The 19,079-nt window shown below is 71.5% G+C and carries 15 protein-coding genes; 9 read left to right on the top strand and 6 right to left on the bottom strand.

Annotated features, from left to right (window positions below):
* Positions 1 to 1,108: YhgE/Pip family protein (locus AB4Y76_RS10065; protein ID WP_441924742.1), on the bottom strand; the 1,108-nt coding region annotated here is incomplete at its 3' end.
* A gap of 2 nt (positions 1,109 to 1,110) precedes the next feature.
* Positions 1,111 to 3,984, bottom strand: coding sequence for an MMPL family transporter (locus AB4Y76_RS10070; protein WP_441924744.1), 2,874 nt, complete (start codon positions 3,982 to 3,984; stop codon positions 1,111 to 1,113).
* A 236-nt stretch (positions 3,985 to 4,220) separates the two neighbouring features.
* Between AB4Y76_RS10070 and AB4Y76_RS10075 the strand changes: the two genes are divergently transcribed.
* Positions 4,221 to 4,796 carry a hypothetical protein gene (locus tag AB4Y76_RS10075; protein ID WP_441924746.1) on the top strand — a complete coding sequence of 192 codons (576 nt, stop codon included), beginning with the start codon at positions 4,221 to 4,223 and terminating at the stop codon, positions 4,794 to 4,796.
* Here the strand turns inward: AB4Y76_RS10075 and AB4Y76_RS10080 are convergent.
* The gene (locus tag AB4Y76_RS10080; protein ID WP_441924748.1) at positions 4,793 to 5,179 is read right to left on the bottom strand and encodes a hypothetical protein; all 387 of its coding nucleotides are present in this window, start codon (positions 5,177 to 5,179) and stop codon (positions 4,793 to 4,795) included. The two genes, AB4Y76_RS10075 and AB4Y76_RS10080, sit on opposite strands and share 4 nt — an antisense overlap.
* Before the next feature lie 350 nt (positions 5,180 to 5,529).
* Between AB4Y76_RS10080 and AB4Y76_RS10085 the strand changes: the two genes are divergently transcribed.
* Both AB4Y76_RS10085 and AB4Y76_RS10090 read left to right on the top strand, forming a co-directional pair.
* On the top strand, positions 5,530 to 5,811 hold the full coding sequence (locus tag AB4Y76_RS10085) for a hypothetical protein (RefSeq protein WP_441924750.1): 282 nt from the start codon (positions 5,530 to 5,532) through the stop codon (positions 5,809 to 5,811).
* 257 nt (positions 5,812 to 6,068) lie between these two features.
* Positions 6,069 to 7,325, top strand: a complete 1,257-nt coding sequence (locus AB4Y76_RS10090; RefSeq protein WP_441924752.1) for a DUF222 domain-containing protein — start codon at positions 6,069 to 6,071, stop codon at positions 7,323 to 7,325.
* Positions 7,326 to 7,442: 117 nt separating this feature from the next.
* On the opposite strand, the gene AB4Y76_RS10095 is transcribed toward AB4Y76_RS10090, so the two are convergent.
* Entirely contained in the window at positions 7,443 to 7,679 is a 237-nt protein-coding gene (locus tag AB4Y76_RS10095) for a response regulator transcription factor (RefSeq protein WP_441924754.1), read from the bottom strand.
* 776 nt (positions 7,680 to 8,455) lie between these two features.
* Complete coding sequence (locus tag AB4Y76_RS10100) at positions 8,456 to 9,418, bottom strand: glycerophosphodiester phosphodiesterase family protein (protein WP_441924756.1); 963 nt, start codon at positions 9,416 to 9,418, stop codon at positions 8,456 to 8,458.
* A gap of 71 nt (positions 9,419 to 9,489) precedes the next feature.
* Between AB4Y76_RS10100 and AB4Y76_RS10105 the strand changes: the two genes are divergently transcribed.
* The 5 genes from AB4Y76_RS10105 (at position 9,490) to AB4Y76_RS10125 (ending at position 16,467) form a co-directional block, all read left to right on the top strand.
* Complete coding sequence (locus AB4Y76_RS10105) at positions 9,490 to 10,032, top strand: YbaK/EbsC family protein (protein WP_441924758.1); 543 nt, start codon at positions 9,490 to 9,492, stop codon at positions 10,030 to 10,032.
* A gap of 122 nt (positions 10,033 to 10,154) precedes the next feature.
* The gene (locus AB4Y76_RS10110) at positions 10,155 to 12,344 is read left to right on the top strand and encodes an MMPL family transporter (protein ID WP_441924759.1); all 2,190 of its coding nucleotides are present in this window, start codon (positions 10,155 to 10,157) and stop codon (positions 12,342 to 12,344) included.
* 2 nt (positions 12,345 to 12,346) lie between these two features.
* Entirely contained in the window at positions 12,347 to 12,877 is a 531-nt protein-coding gene (locus AB4Y76_RS10115) for a GNAT family N-acetyltransferase (RefSeq protein ID WP_441924761.1), read from the top strand.
* Between the two features lie 66 nt (positions 12,878 to 12,943).
* A complete protein-coding gene (locus AB4Y76_RS10120; protein ID WP_441924763.1) occupies positions 12,944 to 14,653 on the top strand; it encodes an ABC transporter ATP-binding protein in 1,710 nt (569 codons plus the stop codon).
* Positions 14,650 to 16,467 (top strand): ABC transporter ATP-binding protein, encoded by a 1,818-nt coding sequence (locus tag AB4Y76_RS10125; protein ID WP_441924765.1) that lies wholly within the window; start codon positions 14,650 to 14,652, stop codon positions 16,465 to 16,467. Before AB4Y76_RS10120 ends, AB4Y76_RS10125 begins: the two co-directional genes overlap by 4 nt.
* Here the strand turns inward: AB4Y76_RS10125 and AB4Y76_RS10130 are convergent.
* Entirely contained in the window at positions 16,418 to 17,770 is a 1,353-nt protein-coding gene (locus AB4Y76_RS10130) for a phthiocerol/phthiodiolone dimycocerosyl transferase family protein (RefSeq protein WP_441924767.1), read from the bottom strand. The genes AB4Y76_RS10125 and AB4Y76_RS10130 overlap by 50 nt on opposite strands.
* Positions 17,771 to 17,891: 121 nt before the next feature.
* On the opposite strand from AB4Y76_RS10130, the gene AB4Y76_RS10135 reads away from it, so the two are divergent.
* A complete protein-coding gene (locus AB4Y76_RS10135; RefSeq protein WP_441924769.1) occupies positions 17,892 to 18,938 on the top strand; it encodes an LLM class F420-dependent oxidoreductase in 1,047 nt (348 codons plus the stop codon).
* The last annotated feature ends 141 nt before the right edge of the window (positions 18,939 to 19,079 follow it).

The following is a 19,079-nucleotide window of genomic DNA, read 5'->3' on the forward strand; positions in this document are numbered from 1 at the left end:
CCCCGGAGGCGAGCGCGTCGTCGGCGCGGGCGGAGGCCTGCGCGCCGCGGGCGAGCTCGCCGGCGCCGGTCGCGTGCGTGCCCGCCTGGGAGCTGATGCCGTCGAGCTGGGCGCAGAAGGCCGCCGACGCGCCCGACCCGGCGCACTGCTGGGCGAGCTGGTCGAGGGCGGTGGCGAGCCCGGCGGCACCCGACGAGACCCGGGCGGCACCCTCGGAGACCCCGGTCGCGAGCCGTGCCGCCTGACCGGCCCGGGTGGCGAAGGTGGCGCCGCGGTCCGCGACCTTGTCCGCCCCGCCGGCCAGCTTGCCGGCCGCCTGGTCGACCTTGCGGGCGCCCTGCGACACGGCGTTCGCGCCGCGGGCGACCTCGCTGCTGCCGCTACTGACCTCCGCGGTCCCGGACTGCAGGTCGTCGGCGCCCGAGGCGAGCCGGGCCATGCTGCCGGCCAGCGTGTTCGCGCCGTCGTCGAGCTGCGCGGCACCCTCGGAGAGCTGACCGGTCCCGGTGGCGAGCTGGCCGGCGCTGGTCGCGGCCTTCTGGTTGGACTGGGCGATCTGGTTGAAGCCGCCGTACACGTTCTTCAGGTAGCCCTGGGTGGACTGGTTGCCGAGCGCGGTCGCCGCGGCCGCCGCCACCTGCAGGCTCAGGAACGGCACCGACTCGCTGGCGGCGGCGTTGCTCTCCAGCCGGATCTGCCCTCGCTCCGGGTCGTCACCGCTGGTGGAGACGATCTGCTTGGAGAAGTCCTTCGGGATGGTGAGGACCGCGTAGTACTCGCCGCTGCGCAGGCCCGCCGTCGCGTCGTCGCTGTCCGTGAGCTTCCAGGAGAGCTGGACGTCGGAGCCCGTCGGGTCCGAGGACGACGGGTCGGTCAGCGAGCCCGCGAGCTCGCGGCCCGCGGCCACCGTCGTCGGCGAGGTGACGACCTGGTCGTTGTTCACCACGGCGACCGGGATCTTGTCGAACTCGGTACGCCGGTCCCAGGTCGCCCAGACGAGCACCAGGGCGGCCAGCAGCGGCAGCAGCAGCCCGACGACCACCACCCTGATCCCACGCTGCCGGGTCCAGCGGTGCCGGGGTCCCGGCGCGGCGGCGGTCTCGCTCATGGTCAGGACCTCGATCCGTGGTCGACGGGAACGCCCGCGTGGCTGCCGGCGGGCTCGGAACTGCGGCGCGGCGGCGGCACCACCCGCCGGGGCTCGACGACGGCGACCGAGACGCCGCGTCCGGCGAGCTCGCGGGCCAGCGCGTTCAGGCCGCTGCGCTGCCCGGCCGACGGGTCGTCGGCACCGAGCAGGACGACCACCCGGACGTCGGCGGCGAGCGCCAGCGCCGCGTCGACGACGGCCTGCTCGAACCCGCCGCCGGCTCCTTGTCCCGGACCGTCGAGCCGCACCCTCAGCTCGTCGAGCAGGTCGGTGGCGCGGCGGGTGTAGTCGCGGCGCTGCCCCGGCGAGAAGCTGACCAGCCGGGCGCGCGCCTCGACCGCGTCCTCGACGGGGCCGGCGGGCGGCGGGCCACCGACGTCGATCAGGGTGGCGAGCTGGTTGACCGCCTCGCGCTGCTCCGGGAGCAGGCAGCCGGCGACCACCAGCTCGCCGGACCGCTGCCGGGCCCGGCCGGCGAGGACGTGCGCCAGCGAGCGCGCGTCGACGCCGTCCGGGACCAGCACCTGCGTCACGGCGCCCGGCCGGCCCTCGACCTGCAGGGGCATGTCGCCGTCGCCGACGACCAGGTCGCGGGCCAGCAGGGCCACGTCGCCGTGAGTCTCCTTCCAGGTGTCGAACTCCACCTTGCGGTGCAGCGCGGCACCTTCGACGTCGACCTCGGGCAGCAGCCGGTCGAGCCAGCCCGCCAGCCACCAGGCGTGCCGGCCGAGCAGGATCAGCACGGCCGGCACCAACGTCATCCGGACGATGAACGCGTCCACCAGCACGCCGACCGCGAGACCGAGCGCGATCGGCTGGATCGTGCTGCTGCCGCCCGGGATGAACGCGACGAAGACGCTCGTCATGATCAGCGCGGCCGCGGTGACGACCTTGGAGGAGGCGCGGAAGCCGCCGTAGACGGCCTGCTCCGGGTCGTCGGTGCGGACGTACTCCTCCCGCATCGCCGAGACCAGGAACATCTCGTAGTCCATCGCCAGGCCGAACAGCACGCCCATCACGAAGATCGGCAGGAAGCTCACGATCGGGCCGGCGCTGCTGGACAGCAGCGGGTCGAGCCAGCCCCACTGGAACGCCGCGACCACCGCGCCCAGCGCGACGCCGACGGACAGCAGGTACCCGAGCGTCGCCTTGATCGGGACGGCGATCGAGCGGAAGACGATCATCAGCAGGATCAGCGACAGCCCGATCACGATCGCCGCGAACGGCAGCAGCGCACCGGCCAGCTTGCTGGAGACGTCGATGTTGATGGCCGTCTGGCCGGTCACGAGGATGTGGCTGACGTCGTACTGCTTCTCCCAGCCGGGGGCGCGGGCGCGCAGCTCCTGCACCAGCGCCTTGGTCGACGCGGCCGTCTGCCCGGCTCGCGGCACCACCTGGACCAGGCCGGTGTCGCCGCCCGCGTTCGGGGTCTCCTGGGTGATCGCGACGACGTCGGGGACCTTCTGGATCGCCGCGGACAGGTTCGCGACGGCCTGCTTCGGGTCGGTGTTCGCGATCACGTCGACGGCCACGGAGAGCGGCGAGTTGTAGCCCTCCCCGAACTCGGCGGTGATCTCGTCGTACGTCTGCCGCGCGGTGGTGTCCTCCGGCGCGGTGCTGTTGTCGGGCAGCGCCAGCCGCATGCTCGCCGCCGGGACGGCGGCGATGCCGAGGACGACCAGCACCGCGACGATGGTGAGCACCGGCACCTTCGTCGCGCCCCGGACCCAGCGGGTGCTGAACGGGACCCGCTCGGAGGCCGGCTTGCGAGCCTTCCTGGCGGTGCCCTTCTCCGCGGTGTCCTTCTCCGCGGTGTCCTTCTCCGGCTTCGTCCGCACCTTCGGGCGCAGCCGCTCCCCGAGCAGGAGGGCGATCGCCGGGAGCAGGGTCAGCGCGACGACCACCGCGATGGTCACCGCGGCCGCCGCGGCGAGACCCATCACCGTGAGCACCGGGATCTTCGCGACCGACAAGCCGGCGAGCGCGATCACGACGGTGGCGCCGGCGAAGACGACCGCGCTGCCCGCGGTGGCCAGGGCGCGCGACATCGACTCGGTCGGCGACAGGCCTTCGCCCAGGTGGCGGCGGTGGCGGGAGAGCAGGAACAGGGCGTAGTCGATCCCGACCGCCAGGCCGAGCATCTCGGCCAGCGTCGGGGCGTTGCTCGACACCGTCGCCACCCGCGAGACCAGCACCACCGAGCCCAGCGTCACGAAGACCCCGACCAGCGAGTTCAGGATCGGCATCCCGGCGGGCAGGAAGGCGCCGAAGGTGATCGCCAGGATCATGAAGGAGACCAGCAGGCCGAGGAGCTCCGGGATCTTGCTCGGGTCGCTGTTCGGCTTGTAGGCGTCGCCGCCGACCGAGGTCTCCACCACCGAGCCGGGCGGCGGCTCCGCAGCGGTCACGACCGCGTCGAGGACCTCCTCGGACGGCACCTTGTCGGCGAACCGGAGCTGGCCGATCGTGGCGGAGCCGTCGGCGGAGACCACCAGCGGCGAGGCGGTGAGCGGGTTGCTGATCGCGACGCCCTTCACGTCGCCGATCCGCTTCACCAGCGCGGCGACGTCGGAGGAGCTCTGCTGGTCGGTGATCCTGCCGGTGGACGCGGTGAACAGGACCTGCCCGTTGGCCCCGGTGAGCCCGAACCGGTCGCTGAGCACGTCCTGGCCCTGCTGGGACTCCGTGCCCGGGATCGCGACCGAGTCGTCGTACTCGTCGCCGAGCAGCCGGGAACCGCCCACGGCGAGGAACAGCAGCAGGAGCCAGCCGGCCACGAAAGTCCAGCGGTGGCGCGCGATGGTGCCCCCGAGGCGGTACAGAAAGATCGACACGCTCGCTCCTCCCAGGCGGTCGTGCGTCGAGCCACGGAGGAGGCGCTGCGGATGTGCCGCTGGACTCCCCCACGCAGCCCTCTGCCCGAGAGGCTTCCGCTCGATCATGGCAGCCCGGCAGAGGGCCCCGCCGGGTCGGTCTAGACGGATTTGGCCGGTTTCGGGACCGTCCCGGTCCGTGTCCGCGGTCCGCCCCGGCACGCGGGGCCGGCCCCGCCCCGGGATAGATTCCCGGCATGACCGACGACTGGCAGGACCAGCCCCCGGTGACCCGAGCCGTGGTCACCTTCGCGGGCGCGCTGGTCACGCTCAGCACCGACGGCATCGAGTACACGATCCGGATGACCGGCAAGGCCGAGACCTTCCTGGACGAGTCGATCGGCTTCCTGCGCGACGCGCGCCCGCTCGTGGTCGCGCTCGGCAACGCCGTCGACGCCGGCCTCATCGACGACGTACGCCGGGTCATGCGGATCACCGAGTCCACGCTCACCCAGCTCGCCGTCGTCAGCGGCCACCTGGACAGCGCCGCCGCGCAGATCGCGAAGATCCTGCCGACCGTCGACAAGACCGCCCAGGGCATGAAGAAGATGCTGCCCGTGATCGAGACCCTGCCCGCCACCCAGGAGGACATCCGGGTCGCGCGCGACGCCGTCCAGCAGGTCCAGGCCCTGGTCGGCGCCACCGTCGGCCAGCTCGACGTCATCCCCGGCGCCAAGCTCGTCAAGGGCATCGGCGGCGCCGCGGTCGACACCCTTACCGGCAAGGGCGGCGCATCCCGGAAGCCGCAGCCCGAGGACGTCGCACTCTTCTAGTCACGGGTCGGGATCGCGCTCCAGGTCGCCGCGACGACGACACAGCTGAGCACCGGCAGCACCCCCGGAACCACGTCCGGCGCGAGCCCGGCGAGCCGCCACGAGCACACCGAGACCACCAGCGGTGTCGCCAGCGCCCATCCCCAGCCCTGACCGCGCCGGCGCAGCACGAGCGACCACGCGGCGTACCAGAGCGGCAGGCTCAGCAGGGTGACGCCGAAGGCGGTCCAGTCCGTGCAGCCGAACATCGCCGTGGACGCGCAGTCGGGAAGGTCGGCCGGGAAGTAGCGGAGCAGGACCCAGACCTCGAGGTAGACCCCTGCCCAGACAGCGGCGCCGAGCACGACCTCGACCCAGCGGATGCGTTGCCAGAAAGTGCGCATGACTCCAGCCTTCCGGCGGCGGGCGGCCGGCGGATCCGTCACGGTCCCCGGGTCGGCTGAGTACCCGGGCGCAGACACCGCGGTCGGCGGCACCGCGTCGACGTACGATGGCGGCCGGAAGGAGGCGGCGATGGCCGATCCCGTGCGCGACATCATCGGGGATTACGGGGCGTTCGCCGCGCAGCAGCGCGACCGCCTCCTCGACCGGGGCATCGACATCAGCCCGTACCCGCTCAGCCACGTCGCCTTCCGGGTGCCGGAGTGGGACCAGTACGTCCAGGTGCGGACCCTTCTCGAACGCCACGCGGTCGCCAACCGCGAGAACGTCTGGAACGGCCGTCCCATCTCAGTTGGAGCACCTCGGCGTCGTGGTCGGCGACGACACCTTCGACGCGTTCGTCGAAGCCCACAAGGCGGTCCTGACGGGACAGCAGTTCCAGGGCCCGAACAGCACCCCCGACCCCGCCTACATCCTCATGGAGGACTTCACCCACGTGAAGTTCTACCGGCTCTCGCTGCGGGCATCCGTCGAGCTCGATGCCGGCCCGTTCGAGGACGGGTTCCACCACGTCGACGACTGGGTGCCCCAGCGGCTCGTGACCGCGACCGGCCCGAACCCCCTGCCGCGCTGAGCGGGAGGTCGTCTACGGGTTCAGGACGAGGAACCGACCGAAACCCACCCCCGCCGCCGCCACCCCCCGTTGGTTGAGGAAGGCGCGCAGCGCCTGTCTCGAAACCCACCCCCGCCGGTTGAGGAAGGCGCGCAGCGCCTGTCTCGAAACCCACCCCCCGCCGGTTGAGGAAGGCGCGCAGCGCCTGTCTCGAAACCCGCTGTGGACAACGCGAGAACCGGCACGAAACTGTCGGCGCCGGTTCCTAATCTGTATCCATGACCTCGGGCTCCCTGACCACCGCGCCACCGCATCCGGTGGCGCAGCTGGTCTCTGCTCTGGGTGGGTTGCTCGATGAGCACGGCGCTGCTCCGACCTGGTCCCTGACCCCCGCCGACCTCACCGATCTCCTCCCCGCGCTCGCAACGGCCAAGCGCCGTCTGGACGCCCTGGAACTGCGGCTGCTGGCCGAAGCAGACCGCCACCAGGTCGGCGACCCGCTGGGGGCGGCGAACACCGCCGGCTGGTGGGCCAACGCGACCCGTACGACGAAGCCGGCCGCGCACCGCCAGGTCCGGTTGGCCGGTCGCCTCGACGACGCAGGACATGCCGCGACCACCGACGCGATGAACGCCGGTGCCGTCTCGACCGAGCAGGCGGCAGTGATTCTCGATGCCGTCGACGCGCTCCCGAGCGAGATCGTCGAGCCCGCGGTCAAAGCCGAGGCCGAGGCACACCTGGTCGCGCTGGCCGAGCACCACGACCCCAAAGAGCTGCGGTTCCTGGGCCGTCGGATCCTGGAGGTCGTCGCCCCCGAGGTCGCCGAAGAGCACGAACGCAAGTTCCTGGAGGGCGAGGAGCAGCGGGCACGCGAGACGGCCTCCCTCACGATGAACCCCGACGGGCACGGCTCGATGGTGGGCAGGTTCAAGATCCCGGTCCTGGTCGGGCAGATGCTGGCCCGCCACCTCGAAGCCCTGGCCGCCCCCAAGCACCGGGCCGCGGTCGAGGGCACCGCCGGGGAGAAGGTCGGACGGCCATTGCGCTTGGGCCAGGCGTTCATCGAGTACGTCGAGACCCGCCGCGACGCCCCGAAAGCCGGCGGCATCGCCGCCACGGTCGTGGTCACGATGACGATGGACGCCCTCCTGGGCGCCGACACGGTCGCGACCCTGGACACCGGGGACCGCATCACCGCCGGCGAGGCCCGACGGCTGGCCTGCGAGGCCGGGATCATCCCGGCCGTCCTGGGCGGCAAGTCCCAGGTCCTCGACCTCGGCCGCAAGACCCGCTTCCACACCGAAGCCCAGCGCATCGTCCTGGGCAGACGGGACGGTGGCTGCACCGCCGAAGGATGTGACTGGCCCCCAGGGATGTGCCACGCCCACCACGGCATCCCGTGGAGTCGCGGCGGACCCACCGACATCGAACACGGCAGGCTGCTCTGCCCCCGCCACCACACCCTCGCCCACGACGCCCGCTACCAGATGAAGACCGGCAAGAACGGCAAAGTCACCTTCAGCAGACGGACGTGAGTTCACCCAGCCGGTGGTCGAAGCGGCGCACCAACCTTCTCGAAACCCAGCGTGAAGTGCCCGCTCATGCCGATGAGCGAGCGGTCACACCCTGTCGACGCGGTGCGCCTTGAACAGCTAAGCGCCGTGCTGCAGGGCCAGCAAGGTCAGCTGGACCCGCGTGTGGATGTCGAGCTTGAGGTAGACGTGCTTGAGATGGGCATCCACGGTATGGCGGGAGAGGTAGAGCTGCTTTGCGATACTGCGATTGCTCATCCCCTGGGCCACAGCGGCCACGACGCGCAGCTCGCCGTCGGTGAGTGACGCCCACCCATGGTCCGTGCCCACCTTTTCGGCCGAACCTACCCTGACCATGGGGTATCGGTTCGCTGCGGCGACGCTGGCGGCGGGATCACCCGGGGGGGCAGGTAGTGGGGGTTGTCGATCACCTGGTCCCGTTCGTCGGCAGCACGGTCTCGGTCATCGGCGGCACGGTCCCGTTCGTCGGCAGCGCGGTCTCGGTCATCGGCGGCACGGTCCCGTTCGTCAGCAGCGCGGTCGGCCGAGCGTTCCCGCTCGGTCTGCCTCGTCTCGCGGCGGTCCGCAGCCTGCTCGCGGCGGTCCGCAGCACGGTCGCGCTCGTCGGCAGCGGGGTTCGGGTTCTCCATCGGCGTTCATCCCTAGCGCGACAAGCGACCGCTCGGGGCTGTCTGAGCTCCGGACGATGAATGGTCAAGTCGACCGACCGCCGCCAAGCCAATGCGTTGCTCCCAATGGAGCACGCGAGATGCGGTGCAGCGGCGGCCCGCCGTTTCCGAGGTGATTCGGGCAGCCAACTGGTGACGCCGTATCAGTCTTGAGGCTACGCCCGCACCGGATGGGACCACCACCAGACCTCCGAGGCGGCGGACGGATGCGCCCGTTGAGTCAGAGTCGAACCGCACTCTCATGCCGCATAGCGTGCGCTGCGGCCGTCCGGTCATGCCGCGAGTCGACTGGCATACGGATCCGCCACACCCCATCGTCCAGGACCGGCGAGCGGGCGACCTCAATCAACGGGCGGAGGTTTCGAGACAGGCGCTGCGCGCCTTCCTCAACCGGCGGTGGGGTGGCGGGGGGCGGGTTTCGAGACAGGCGCTGCGCGCCTTCCTTCAACCGGCGGTGCTCAGCCGGCTTAGCTTTCGGGCCGCGACCGCGAGCTCGGGGAAGTCGGTGATCAGGCCGTCGATGCCCTGGTCGAAGAGCAGCGACGCCTCGCCGACCGCGTCGCCGTGCCCGTGCGGATTGCTGCCGATGCGGTAGTCGGTGGGCAGGTGCTGGTTCTCGGCGCGATGGGACCAGACGAGCACGTCGAGGCCGCGGCGGTGCGCCCTGGCGACCAGCTTGGTCGGCTTCCCGGTGCTACCGTCGGGTTCGCGCGCGACGACGGCCTTGCGACGTACGGCGATGCCGGAGGCGTACCCGGCCACCTGGCCGAGGTCCTTCACGGCGGGCACCTTGTCGAAGAGCCGCACGCGGTGCGCAGGGTCCGGCAACGCTCGCAGGGCCTCCTCCTCGAACCCGATCCAGGTGACGTCGGGCCGGGTGCGCGCCCGGTCCGCGACGAGCTCGGGGAGCCAGAGGCCGTGCGCCACCTGGTGCCGGACCTCCTTGAGCTCGGCGAAGACCCGTCGCCGCACCCCGGACCGGGCCGACTCGCGGTCGACCAGGGCCAGTACCTCGTCGAACGTCGGCACCTGCCAGCGTCCGTCGAAGGTCGCGCTCGCCGGCCGCTTCTGCTGCCAGCGCTCACGGGTGCGGAGCTCACGGAGCTCCGGGTAGGAGAGGTCGTGCAGGAACCAGCCCGTCACCTGCTGACCGTCCACCTGGACGGTGCGGCGCAGGTGCGCGAGCTCGGGCCGCGAGGCCACGTCGGTGGTGCGGGACAGCTCGACGTCGTGCATGCAGACCACGACACCGTCCCGGGTGGACTGCAGGTCGAGCTCGATCGCGTCGGCGCCGAGCCGGAAGGCCAGCTCGTACGCCGCCAGGGTGTGCTCGGGCCGGTGTCCGCTGGCACCCCGGTGTGCGATCACCGCGGGACGGACGGCGTACGGGGCGAAGCTCACTGCCATGGCCCCAGGCTGCGCAGCCGAGGTGGACGGCAGGTGTCCCGGGCGCCAACCCACCCTTTACGGTGCATGGCATGTCCACCTACACGCTCGGGAAGCTCACCACGGTCCCCGCGCTCGACAACCTGCACCTCGTCGGCGCTCCCGTCGCGGACCTGCTGCGGACCTGGGAGCACGGCGCCGAGGTCGGCGTCGTGGAGATCGACCCCGCGCTCGCCGAGACCTCGGCGACGGTCGACGTGTACGGCGTCCCGCGGGAGTCGGGCGCGAACTGCGTGGTGGTGATGGGGAAGCGCGACGGTGCCGAACGGATCGCGGCGTGCCTGGTCCGCGGGGACACCAGGGCCGATGTGAACAACCGGGTCAAGAGGCTGCTCGACGTGCGCAAGTGCTCGTTCCTGGACCACGACCGCGCGGTCGCCGAGACCGGCCAGGAGTACGGCGGGATCAACCCGATCGGCCTTCCGCCGCAGTGGCGCCTGCTCATCGACGCGCGCGTCCCGCTGGTCGACCCGGTGCTGATCGGCAGCGGGATCCGCGGCTCGAAGATCATCCTGCCGGGTCGGTTGCTGGCCGAGCTGCCGGGCGCCGAGGTGGTCGAGGACCTGGCCACCTGAGGCTCGAGGTCACGGCCCGGTCACGGTCACGCGGGGCCAACCGGATCTGAGGTAGCCCCGCTTCGGCAAATGGGGGAAAACCCTGAGGCGCAATGTCGGCGTGTTCTGTTAACAATGGCCCTATGCATCGTCAGATCGCCGGCAAGCTGACCAGTCCCGTCACCAAGTGGTTCGTCCTCGTGGGCGCGATCGTGCTCGTCGCGTTGATGGCACCCCTCAACGCCAAGCTGGTCGACGTCCAGAACAACGAGGCCTCCTCCTGGCTCCCCGGGTCCGCGGAGTCGACGAAGGTGGTCGAGGAGCTGACCGGCACCGTCGACCCCAACGACATCCCCACGCTGGTGGTCTTCCACCGGCCGGGTGGACTGACTCCCGAGGACCTCGCCGCGATGGACGAGGACGCCAAGAAGATCGCCGAGATCGACGGTGTCACCGACAAGGGCGTGCTCACCCCGAACGCGGTCGCCGCCCTCACCGCCCAGGGCCAGGACCTGCCGCCGCTGGTCTCGAAGGACGGCGAGGTCGCGTACATCGCGTTCACCTTCAACTTCGGGAAGAACGGCTGGATCGACATCCCCGATGCGGCCGACCAGGTCCGTGACATCACCGCGCGCGACGGCGTGACGGTGCACCTCGCCGGCTACGGCGGGCAGGCGGCTGACGCCTCCGAGGCGTTCAAGGGCATCGACACGAACCTCATCTTCGCGACGCTCGGCGTCGTCATCATCATCCTGCTGTTCACCTACCGCAGCCCCATCCTGTGGATCCTGCCGATCGTCTCGGCCGGGTTCGCCTACATGATCTCCGGCGGCGTGGTGTACCTGCTCGCCAAGTACGCCGACCTGACCGTCAACGGTCAGAGTCAGTCGATCCTGGGCATCCTGGTGATCGGCGCCGGGACGGACTACGCCCTCCTCCTGGTCGCTCGCTACCGGGAAGAGCTCCGCCGTCACGAGGACCGGCACGAGGCGATGGCGTTCGCCCTCCACCGCGCGGCCCCGGCCATCCTGGCGAGTGCTGCGACCGTCGTCATCGGACTGCTCTGCCTCTCCTTCGCGGACCTCAACTCGACGGCCGGGCTCGGGCCGGTCCTCGCCGTGGGCGTCAGCGTCACCTTCGTGATCATGGTGACCCTGCTGCCGGCCCTGCTGGTGATCTTCGGCCGCTGGATGTTCTGGCCGAAGCGTCCGGCCTTCGGCTCCGACGAGCCGACCAGCCACGGCTTCTGGGCCCGCGTGGGCGGCTGGATCAGCCCGAAGCCGCGGCGCGTGTGGATCGTCACCACCGGCATCCTGCTGCTCTGCTGCCTCGGACTGTTCAAGCTCGACCCGTCCGGCCTGTCGACCGAGGAGACCTACACCAAGCGGTTCGACTCGATCCAGGGTCAGGCCCTGCTCATCAACCACGGCCTCTCCGACACCTCCAACACGGTCCAGATCGTCGCCAACTCCGACCAGGTCGACGACGTGCAGTCGGCCGTAGCCGACGTCGACGGGCTCGGTACGCCGACGCAGCCGCAGGACATCGGGGACGGACGCTCGTACTTCGAGGCAACCGTCGAGGCGGACATCTCCTCCACCCAGGCCTACGGCATCGTGAAGGACGCGCGCGCTGCCGCGCACGGGGTCGACGGCGCCGATGCCCGCGTGGGCGGCGGGTCGGCGTTCTACCTGGACACGAAGCTCGCCTCCGAGCGCGACAACCGCGTGATCATGCCGATCGTGCTGCTCGTGGTCTTCCTGATCCTCATGATCCTGCTGCGGGCCCTCGTCGCGCCGCTGATCCTGATGGCCACCGTGGTGCTGTCCTTCGGGTCGGCGCTCGGCATCTCGGCGATCCTGTTCACCGAGGTGTTCACCCGGATCCCGCTGTTCGAGAGCAGGGCGGGATTCGCGCACGCCGATCCGGGATTCCCCTTGTTCACCTTCGTCTTCCTGGTCGCCCTGGGCATCGACTACAACATCTTCCTGATGACCCGGGTGCGCGAGGAGACGCAGAACTTCGGCACCCGTCGGGGCTCCTTGATCGCGCTCTCCTCCACCGGTGGCGTGATCACCTCGGCCGGTCTGGTGCTGGCCGCGACCTTCCTGGTGCTCGGCACCCTGCCCCTGGTGTTCCTCGCGGAGCTCGGGGTCGCGGTCGCGCTCGGCGTCCTGATCGACACCCTGATCGTCCGCTCCGTCCTGGTCACCGCGATCAACCTCGACCTGGGCGGCAAGATCTGGTGGCCGAGCAAGCTCGACCGCGACCCGGTGATCGAGGCCGCCGACGAGGAGCCGGAGCCCGAGCTCGTCGGCGCGGACCAGCGCTGAGGATGGGTGTCACCCGCCTCGTCACGGTCGACGACGCCGCGGAGATCGCCGAGCTGTACCGGACCAACGAGGAGTTCCTGCGTCCGTGGGACCCGGCCCGCGAGCCGGTGTTCTTCACCGAGGCCGAGCAGCGGCGGCTGATCGAGGTCGCGCTCGAGGGTCACGAGCGCGGCACCGCCCGGCCGCTCGCGATCGTGGCCGAGGACGGCACCATCGCGGGCCGGCTCTTCATGAACGCGATCACCTACGGCGCGCTCCGGTCGACCACGCTGGGCTACTGGCTCGGCGAGAAGTTCACCGGACAGGGGCTCGCCTCGGCGGCCGTCGCGGAGGCCGTCGGGATCGCGTTCGACGAGCTGGAGCTGCACCGGGTCGAGGCCGGCACGCTGCTGCACAACGTCAGCTCGCAGGCGGTGCTGCGCCGCAACGGCTTCACGCCGTACGGGGTGGTGCCGAAGTTCCTCAAGATCGAGGGACGGTGGCAGGACCACCTGCTCTTCCACCGGCTCAACCCCGCCGTCGGCGACGACTGACGCCCCGGTTCCGGAGCGCCGGAAAACCGTTCGCTCCGGACCTCACCGGTTTCGTAACGTGGGGCGGTGCGCCACCTTCCCCTCGACCACCCCGGAACCCCTGACACCAGGGGGCCCTGGCACTTCCTCGGCTGGATCGTCCGGGGGCAGTGGCACACCATCCTGGTGGCCATGGTCTTCGGCGTCGTCTGGATGACCTGCAGCGCGGTGATCCCCGCCGTGATCGGCAAGGCGATCGACGCCGGCGTCACCGCGGAAGACCCGCAGGCCCTCTGGACCTGGGCGGGCGTGCTGTTCCTGATCGGGGTCGCGCAGGCCGGCTCGGGGATCATGCGGCACCGGTACGCCGTCACCAACTGGCTGACCGCCGCCTACCGGGTCGTCCAGCTCGTCTCCCGCCAGGCGACGCACCTGGGCGCCACCCTGTCGAAGCGGGTCGCGACCGGCGAGGTCGTCGCGATCGGCACCAACGACCTCTCCCACATCGGCAACGCCATGGACGTCCTGGCCCGCGCGATGGGTGCCCTGGTCTCCTTCGTCGTCGTCGCGGTGATCCTGCTGCAGACCTCGGTGACGCTCGGCCTCGTCGTGCTGATCGGCGTGCCGCTGATGCTGGTCCTGCTCGCCCCGCTGCTGCGACCGCTCCAGCACCGGACGCTCGAGCAGCGCGAGATGATGGGCAAGCTCGCCAACGTCGCCACCGACATCGTGAGCGGCCTGCGGGTGCTCCGCGGGATCGGCGGCGAGGCCGTGTTCAGCCGGCGCTACCGGAACGAGTCCCAGCAGGTCCGCCGGGCCGGCGTCCGGGTCGCCGGCCTGCAGTCGGTGCTCGACGCGCTCCAGGTCTTCCTGCCGGGCTTCTTCGTGGTCGTGGTGGTCTGGCTCGGCGCGCGGTTCGCGGTCCAGGGCGACCTGAGCCCGGGCGAGCTCGTCGCCTTCTACGGGTACGCCGCCTTCCTGGTGCTGCCGCTGCGCACCGCGACCGAGGCCGCCAACAAGTGGATCCGCGCCTACGTCTCGGCCAAGCGGATCGTCCGGGTGCTCTCGCTGACCCCCGAGATCAGCGACCCGTCCTCGCCGGCCGAGGCGCCCGACCTGGACAGCCTCCTGGTCGACGTGGCCAGCGGCCTGCGGGTCGAGCCGGGCCTGCTCACCGCCGTCGTCTCGGACCCGCCGGCCGCGGCCGCCCTGGTCGCGGACCGGATCGGCCGCTTCACCGACGGCGAGGTGCGCTGGGGCGGTGTCCGCCTGGCCGATCTGCCGCGGGCCGTCGTACGCGACCGGATCGTCGTCTCCGACACCGGCACCACGCTGTTCGCCGGCCGGCTGGGCGACCAGCTGACCGGAACCGACCCGGACGGGGTCGAGGACGCCCTGCACACGGCCGACGCCGGCGACGTGCTCGACGGCCTGCCCGACCGGCTGGACGCGGTGGTGACCGAGAAGGGCCGCTCCTTCTCCGGCGGTCAGCGGCAACGGCTGGTGCTCGCCCGCGCGCTGGCGCGCGACCCGGAGATCCTGGTCCTCGTCGAGCCGACGTCGGCCGTCGACGCGCACACCGAGGCCCGGATCGCCGACCGCCTGACGCGGGCGCGCGCCGGCCGGACGACGGTGGTGACCACGTCGAGCCCGCTGATGCTGGCCCGCGCCGACGTCGTGGCGTTCCTGGACGAGGGCGTCGTCGTCGCCCGCGGAACGCACGCCGACCTGCTGGCCACCCATCCGGGCTACCGGGCCGTGGTGACCCGCGAGATCGCCGAGGAGGTGGCCCGGTGACCGCCCCGAATTCAACGCTGCGGACCGTCCCGCCCGCGCAGTCGCTGCCGCAGGACGCGCTGCCCGTGGCCGGCGGTGCCGAGGTGCGCCGGTACCTGCGCGGCCTCTACGCCCGCCACCGCGGCGCGGTGCTCGTGATGGTGCTGCTGCACGTCCTGGCCGCCTCCGCCGGCCTGGCCGGACCGTGGCTGCTCGGCGACCTGGTCGAGGCCGTCCACGACGGCACCACGGTGCGGCACGTCGACACGATCGCCGCCGTGCTGGCCGGCTTCGTGCTGCTCCAGACGGTGCTGACCCGGTTCGCCCGGCAGCGCTCGCAGGTCTTCGGGGAGCAGGTCCTCGCCGAGCTGCGCGAGGACTTCGTCGACAACTCCCTCGACCTGCCGATCGGTGTCGTCGAGAGCGCCGGCAGCGGCGACCTGCTCACCCGGACCTCCCGCGACGTCGAGCAGCTCGGCTGGTCGGTGCGCTGGGCGATCCCGGAGTGGACGGTCGCCGTGATCACCGCGGCGGCCACCCTCGTCGCCGCGGTGCTGGTCGGCTGGTGGGTGCTGCTGCCCTGCCTGCTCGGGGTGCCGCCGCTGGCGGTCGCGCTGCGCTGGTACCTCAAGCGCGCCAAGGACGGCTACCTCTGGGAGGGCAGCACCTACTCGGTCATCAACGCCTCGCTGACCGAGACCGTGGAGGGCGCCCGCACCGTCGAGGCGCTCGGGCTCCAGCAGTCCCGGATCGACCGGATCGACGGCGACATCGCGGAGTCCTACCGGGCCGAGCGGTACACGCTGTCGCTGCGGACGCTCTTCTTCCCCAGCGTCGAGACCGCCTACCTGATACCGACGGTCGCCACGCTGCTGCTCGGCGGGTGGATGTACATGCACGGGCACGCCGGCCTGGGCGACGTCACGGCGGCGACGCTCTACGTGCAGGCGCTCATCGACCCGGTCGACCGGGTCGTCTCCATCCTCGACGAGCTCCAGGTCGGCGCCGCCTCGCTGGCCCGGCTGCTCGGGGTCGCCCAGGTGCCCGAGGACCGGGTCAGCACCGGTCGGGTCCCGCGCGGCGAGAAGATCGACGCAGCCGACGTACGGTTCAGCTACACCGGGGGCCGCGACGTCCTGCACGGCGTGGACCTGGACATCGGGGTCGGCGAGCGGATCGCGATGGTCGGCCCGTCCGGGGCCGGCAAGTCGACGCTGGGCCGCCTGCTCGCGGGCATCCACCCGCCGCGGACCGGTTCGGTCACCGTCGGCGGCGTGGGGCTGACCGAGCTGCCGCTGGACGAGCTGCGCGGCCACGTCGCCCTGGTCACCCAGGAGCACCACGTGTTCGTCGGCACCCTGCGCGACAACCTCGCCCTCGCCCTGGACGCCGACCCCGACGAGCTCGGCCCTGAGGGGGGCCCCGACGACGAGCGCCTGTACGCCGCGCTCGACGCGGTCGACGCCGGCGACTGGGTCCGGGCGATGCCGGCCGGCCTGGACACCGTGGTCGGGTCGGGCGGCGTCGAGCTCTCCCCCGCGCACGCCCAGCAGGTCGCGCTCGCGCGGTTGGTGCTCGCGGATCCGCACACCCTGGTCCTGGACGAGGCGACCTCGCTGATCGACCCGCGCGCGGCCCGGCACCTGGAGCGGTCGCTGGCCGCCGTCCTGGAGGGACGGACCGTGATCGCGATCGCGCACCGGTTGTTCTCCGCGCACGACGCGGACCGGGTCGCGGTCGTCGAGGACGGCAGGATCAGCGAGTTCGGCTCACACGACGAGCTGGTCAGCTCGGGCGGTTCGTACGCCCAGCTGTGGGAGTCGTGGAACCGGTGACCGGCTCGTACTCGGGCTCGCCGGAGGCCAGCGGGAGCGGCCAGGTGAGCAGCTTCTTGGCGAGCTCGGGGGTCAGCCGGTAGGTGTCGGCGTTCACCATCAGGGTCGTCTTCCCGCGGTAGGTCGACGGCACGATGTAGGCGACCTGGTTCTGCATCGGGATGAAGGTGCCGAACATCCGGTCGACCCACTCCGGGTCGCCGGTGTCGTCGATGACGCCGAGGTTGCTGACCGCGAACGCCTGCGGGGCCCCGTCCTGGAGGGCCTGCATCCGGGCGTCGCCCTTCTCCGAGAACGGCAGCGCGTCGGTGCCGAGGACCGCGTAGAACAGCTCCGGCTCGCCGTTCCTGATCCCGGCGCGCATCTGGTCGGTGACGTCGCGGGCCCGATCGGCCAGCGTCCCGCCGGTCACCGGGACGGTGGCGTTGAGCATCGAGATGTAGGTGCCGACCCTCTGGTACGCGACCTTCGGCTCGACCCGGTTGCGGGTGTCGATCGGGATCGAGATCCCCAGCGTCGGGATCCTGGTGTCCGCGGGGTCGCTGCCCTCGGAGGGCACCACGTGGTCGGCGATCGCCTCGGCCCAGAGGGCCCCGGCGAGCCCGGTCATCGTGGCCCCGGCCGCCTTGGTGATCGCCAGCACCTCGGCGGACTGGTCCTCGTCGAGCCACCAGATCCCGCCGTCCACCGAGCGTTCCCCGGTACGGCGCTGGTGGTCCGGGACGGCGCCGACGGGCGGCGCGGCCCGGCGCTTCTCGGCGAGCTCGCGCAGCCGGGCCCGGAACTCCGGGCCGCGCTCGCGCCAGCGGAGCTCGGGCGGGAGGCCGGCGTCGGCGGCCGGCGGCAGCGCGGTGTCGACGACCCGCACGCTGCCGGGCACGTCGAGCTCGCGGAAGATCTGCTTGAGCAGGCTGAGCGCCCCGCTGCCGTCCTCGACCGCGTGGTGACCGGTGACGATCCAGACCGCGGACGCCTCACCCGGGATGTAGAGCAGCCGGAGCAGCGGCGCCCGCTCCGGGTCGACCGGGTCGGCCTCGTTGTCGGCGAGTGCGGCGTGCAGGGTGTCGTACACCCGAACCTCGGCCTCGCTGCCCGCCAGCAGCTGGAGCTCGCCGTCGACGATCCGCGAACGCAGGGCAGGGTGCGTGGCGGACACCGCCGACCAGGCACGTCGGACGTCCTCGACCGGGAACACCCGCGTCGTCCGTGCCATCAGCGTCGTGTGCACCGGGACGATCCGGTGCATCAGGGCGAAGTAGCGCTCGCACGGCGAGAGCGGACGGGATTCGAGGATCTCGGACACGACGCGATCATAGGCACCGGATTCGCCCGCGCGGCGCGGATCACACCGACAGGTGATAGCGCTCGCGACCCTGACAGCATTACTGTCACGAAGGTTCGCGATCCCGACGGAGAAGGTCCCCATGAAGCTCAGCACGATGTTGATGTACGACGGCAACCCGCGCACCGCGGCCGACCAGGTCGTCGAGCTCGAGAAGGCGGGTCTCGACACCGTCTGGGTGGCCGAGGCCTACGGGTTCGACTCCCCCACCCTGATGGGCTACCTGGCCGCGAAGACCGAGACGGTCGAGATCGGCTCGGCGATCCTGAACATCTACTCGCGCACCCCGGGTGCGCTGCTGCAGACCGCGGCCGGCCTGGACAACGTGTCCGGCGGCCGCGCGGTCCTCGGCCTCGGCGCGTCCGGCCCGCAGGTGATCGAGGGCTTCCACGGCGTGCCGTACGAGAAGCCGCTGGCCCGCACCCGCGAGATCGTCGAGATCATCCGGGCCGGCATGAGGCGCGAGCCGCTGACCGCGGACGGCCAGTTCCACCTGCCGCTGACCAAGGAGCAGGGCGCCGTCACCGGCCTCGGCAAGCCGCTGAAGCTGCTCACCAAGCCCGAGCGCGACAGCATCCCGATCTACATCGCCGCGCTCGGCCCGAAGAACGTCGAGCTCGCCGCGGAGATCGCCGACGGCCTGCTCCCGCACCTGTACTACCCGGAGAAGATCGGTCAGGTCATGGGCGACCCGATCAAGGCCGGCACGGCCAAGCGGGACGCCTCGCTCGGCACGCTGAACATCGTCGCCGGCGGCATGCTGGCGATCGGCGAGGGCCCGGAGACCAAGGCGCTGCTCGACTTCGCGCGGCCGATCTTCGCGCTCTACGTCGGCGGCATGGGCGCCAAGGGCAAGAACTTCTACAACGACCTCGCCTGCGCCTACGGCTACGAGAAGGAAGCCGCCGAGATCCAGGAGCTCTACCTCTCCGGCAAGAAGAAGGAGGCCGAGGCGCTGGTCCCGCTGGAGTGGCTCGAGGCCGCGAACTTCGTCGGGCCCGCGTCGTACGTGAAGGAGCGGGTGGCCGCGTTCGAGGAGTCCGGCGTGACCAGCCTCAACGTCACCCCGGTCGCCCTGGACGGCAACGCGCCGGCCGTGCTCGCCGAGCTCAAGGGCCTGATCGGCTGACGTCGCGCGAAGGCGGTTTCGAGTCCTCACCGACGGTGGCTGAGGAAGGCGCGCGGCGCCTGTCTCGAAACCGCCTTCTGCATTCTCATTGAGCGGTCTATGATTCTTCTTTCCGCGTGCTTCACGCCCCCTCTACCCCGC

It is taken from the genome of Marmoricola sp. RAF53 (assembly GCF_052114005.1).
Lineage (GTDB): Bacteria > Actinomycetota > Actinomycetes > Propionibacteriales > Nocardioidaceae > Marmoricola.

What these genes read in the sequence shown, in the direction of transcription:
- AB4Y76_RS10075 (WP_441924746.1), top strand. Translation starts at nt 4,221, where the DNA reads ATGACCGACGACTGGCAGGACCAGCCCCCGGTGACCCGAGCCGTGGTC.
- AB4Y76_RS10080 (WP_441924748.1), bottom strand. Translation starts at nt 5,179, where the DNA reads ATGCGCACTTTCTGGCAACGCATCCGCTGGGTCGAGGTCGTGCTCGGC.
- AB4Y76_RS10090 (WP_441924752.1), top strand. Translation starts at nt 6,069, where the DNA reads ATGACCTCGGGCTCCCTGACCACCGCGCCACCGCATCCGGTGGCGCAG.
- AB4Y76_RS10095 (WP_441924754.1), bottom strand. Translation starts at nt 7,679, where the DNA reads ATGGTCAGGGTAGGTTCGGCCGAAAAGGTGGGCACGGACCATGGGTGG.
- AB4Y76_RS10100 (WP_441924756.1), bottom strand. Translation starts at nt 9,418, where the DNA reads ATGGCAGTGAGCTTCGCCCCGTACGCCGTCCGTCCCGCGGTGATCGCA.
- AB4Y76_RS10105 (WP_441924758.1), top strand. Translation starts at nt 9,490, where the DNA reads ATGTCCACCTACACGCTCGGGAAGCTCACCACGGTCCCCGCGCTCGAC.
- AB4Y76_RS10110 (WP_441924759.1), top strand. Translation starts at nt 10,155, where the DNA reads ATGCATCGTCAGATCGCCGGCAAGCTGACCAGTCCCGTCACCAAGTGG.
- AB4Y76_RS10115 (WP_441924761.1), top strand. Translation starts at nt 12,347, where the DNA reads ATGGGTGTCACCCGCCTCGTCACGGTCGACGACGCCGCGGAGATCGCC.
- AB4Y76_RS10135 (WP_441924769.1), top strand. Translation starts at nt 17,892, where the DNA reads ATGAAGCTCAGCACGATGTTGATGTACGACGGCAACCCGCGCACCGCG.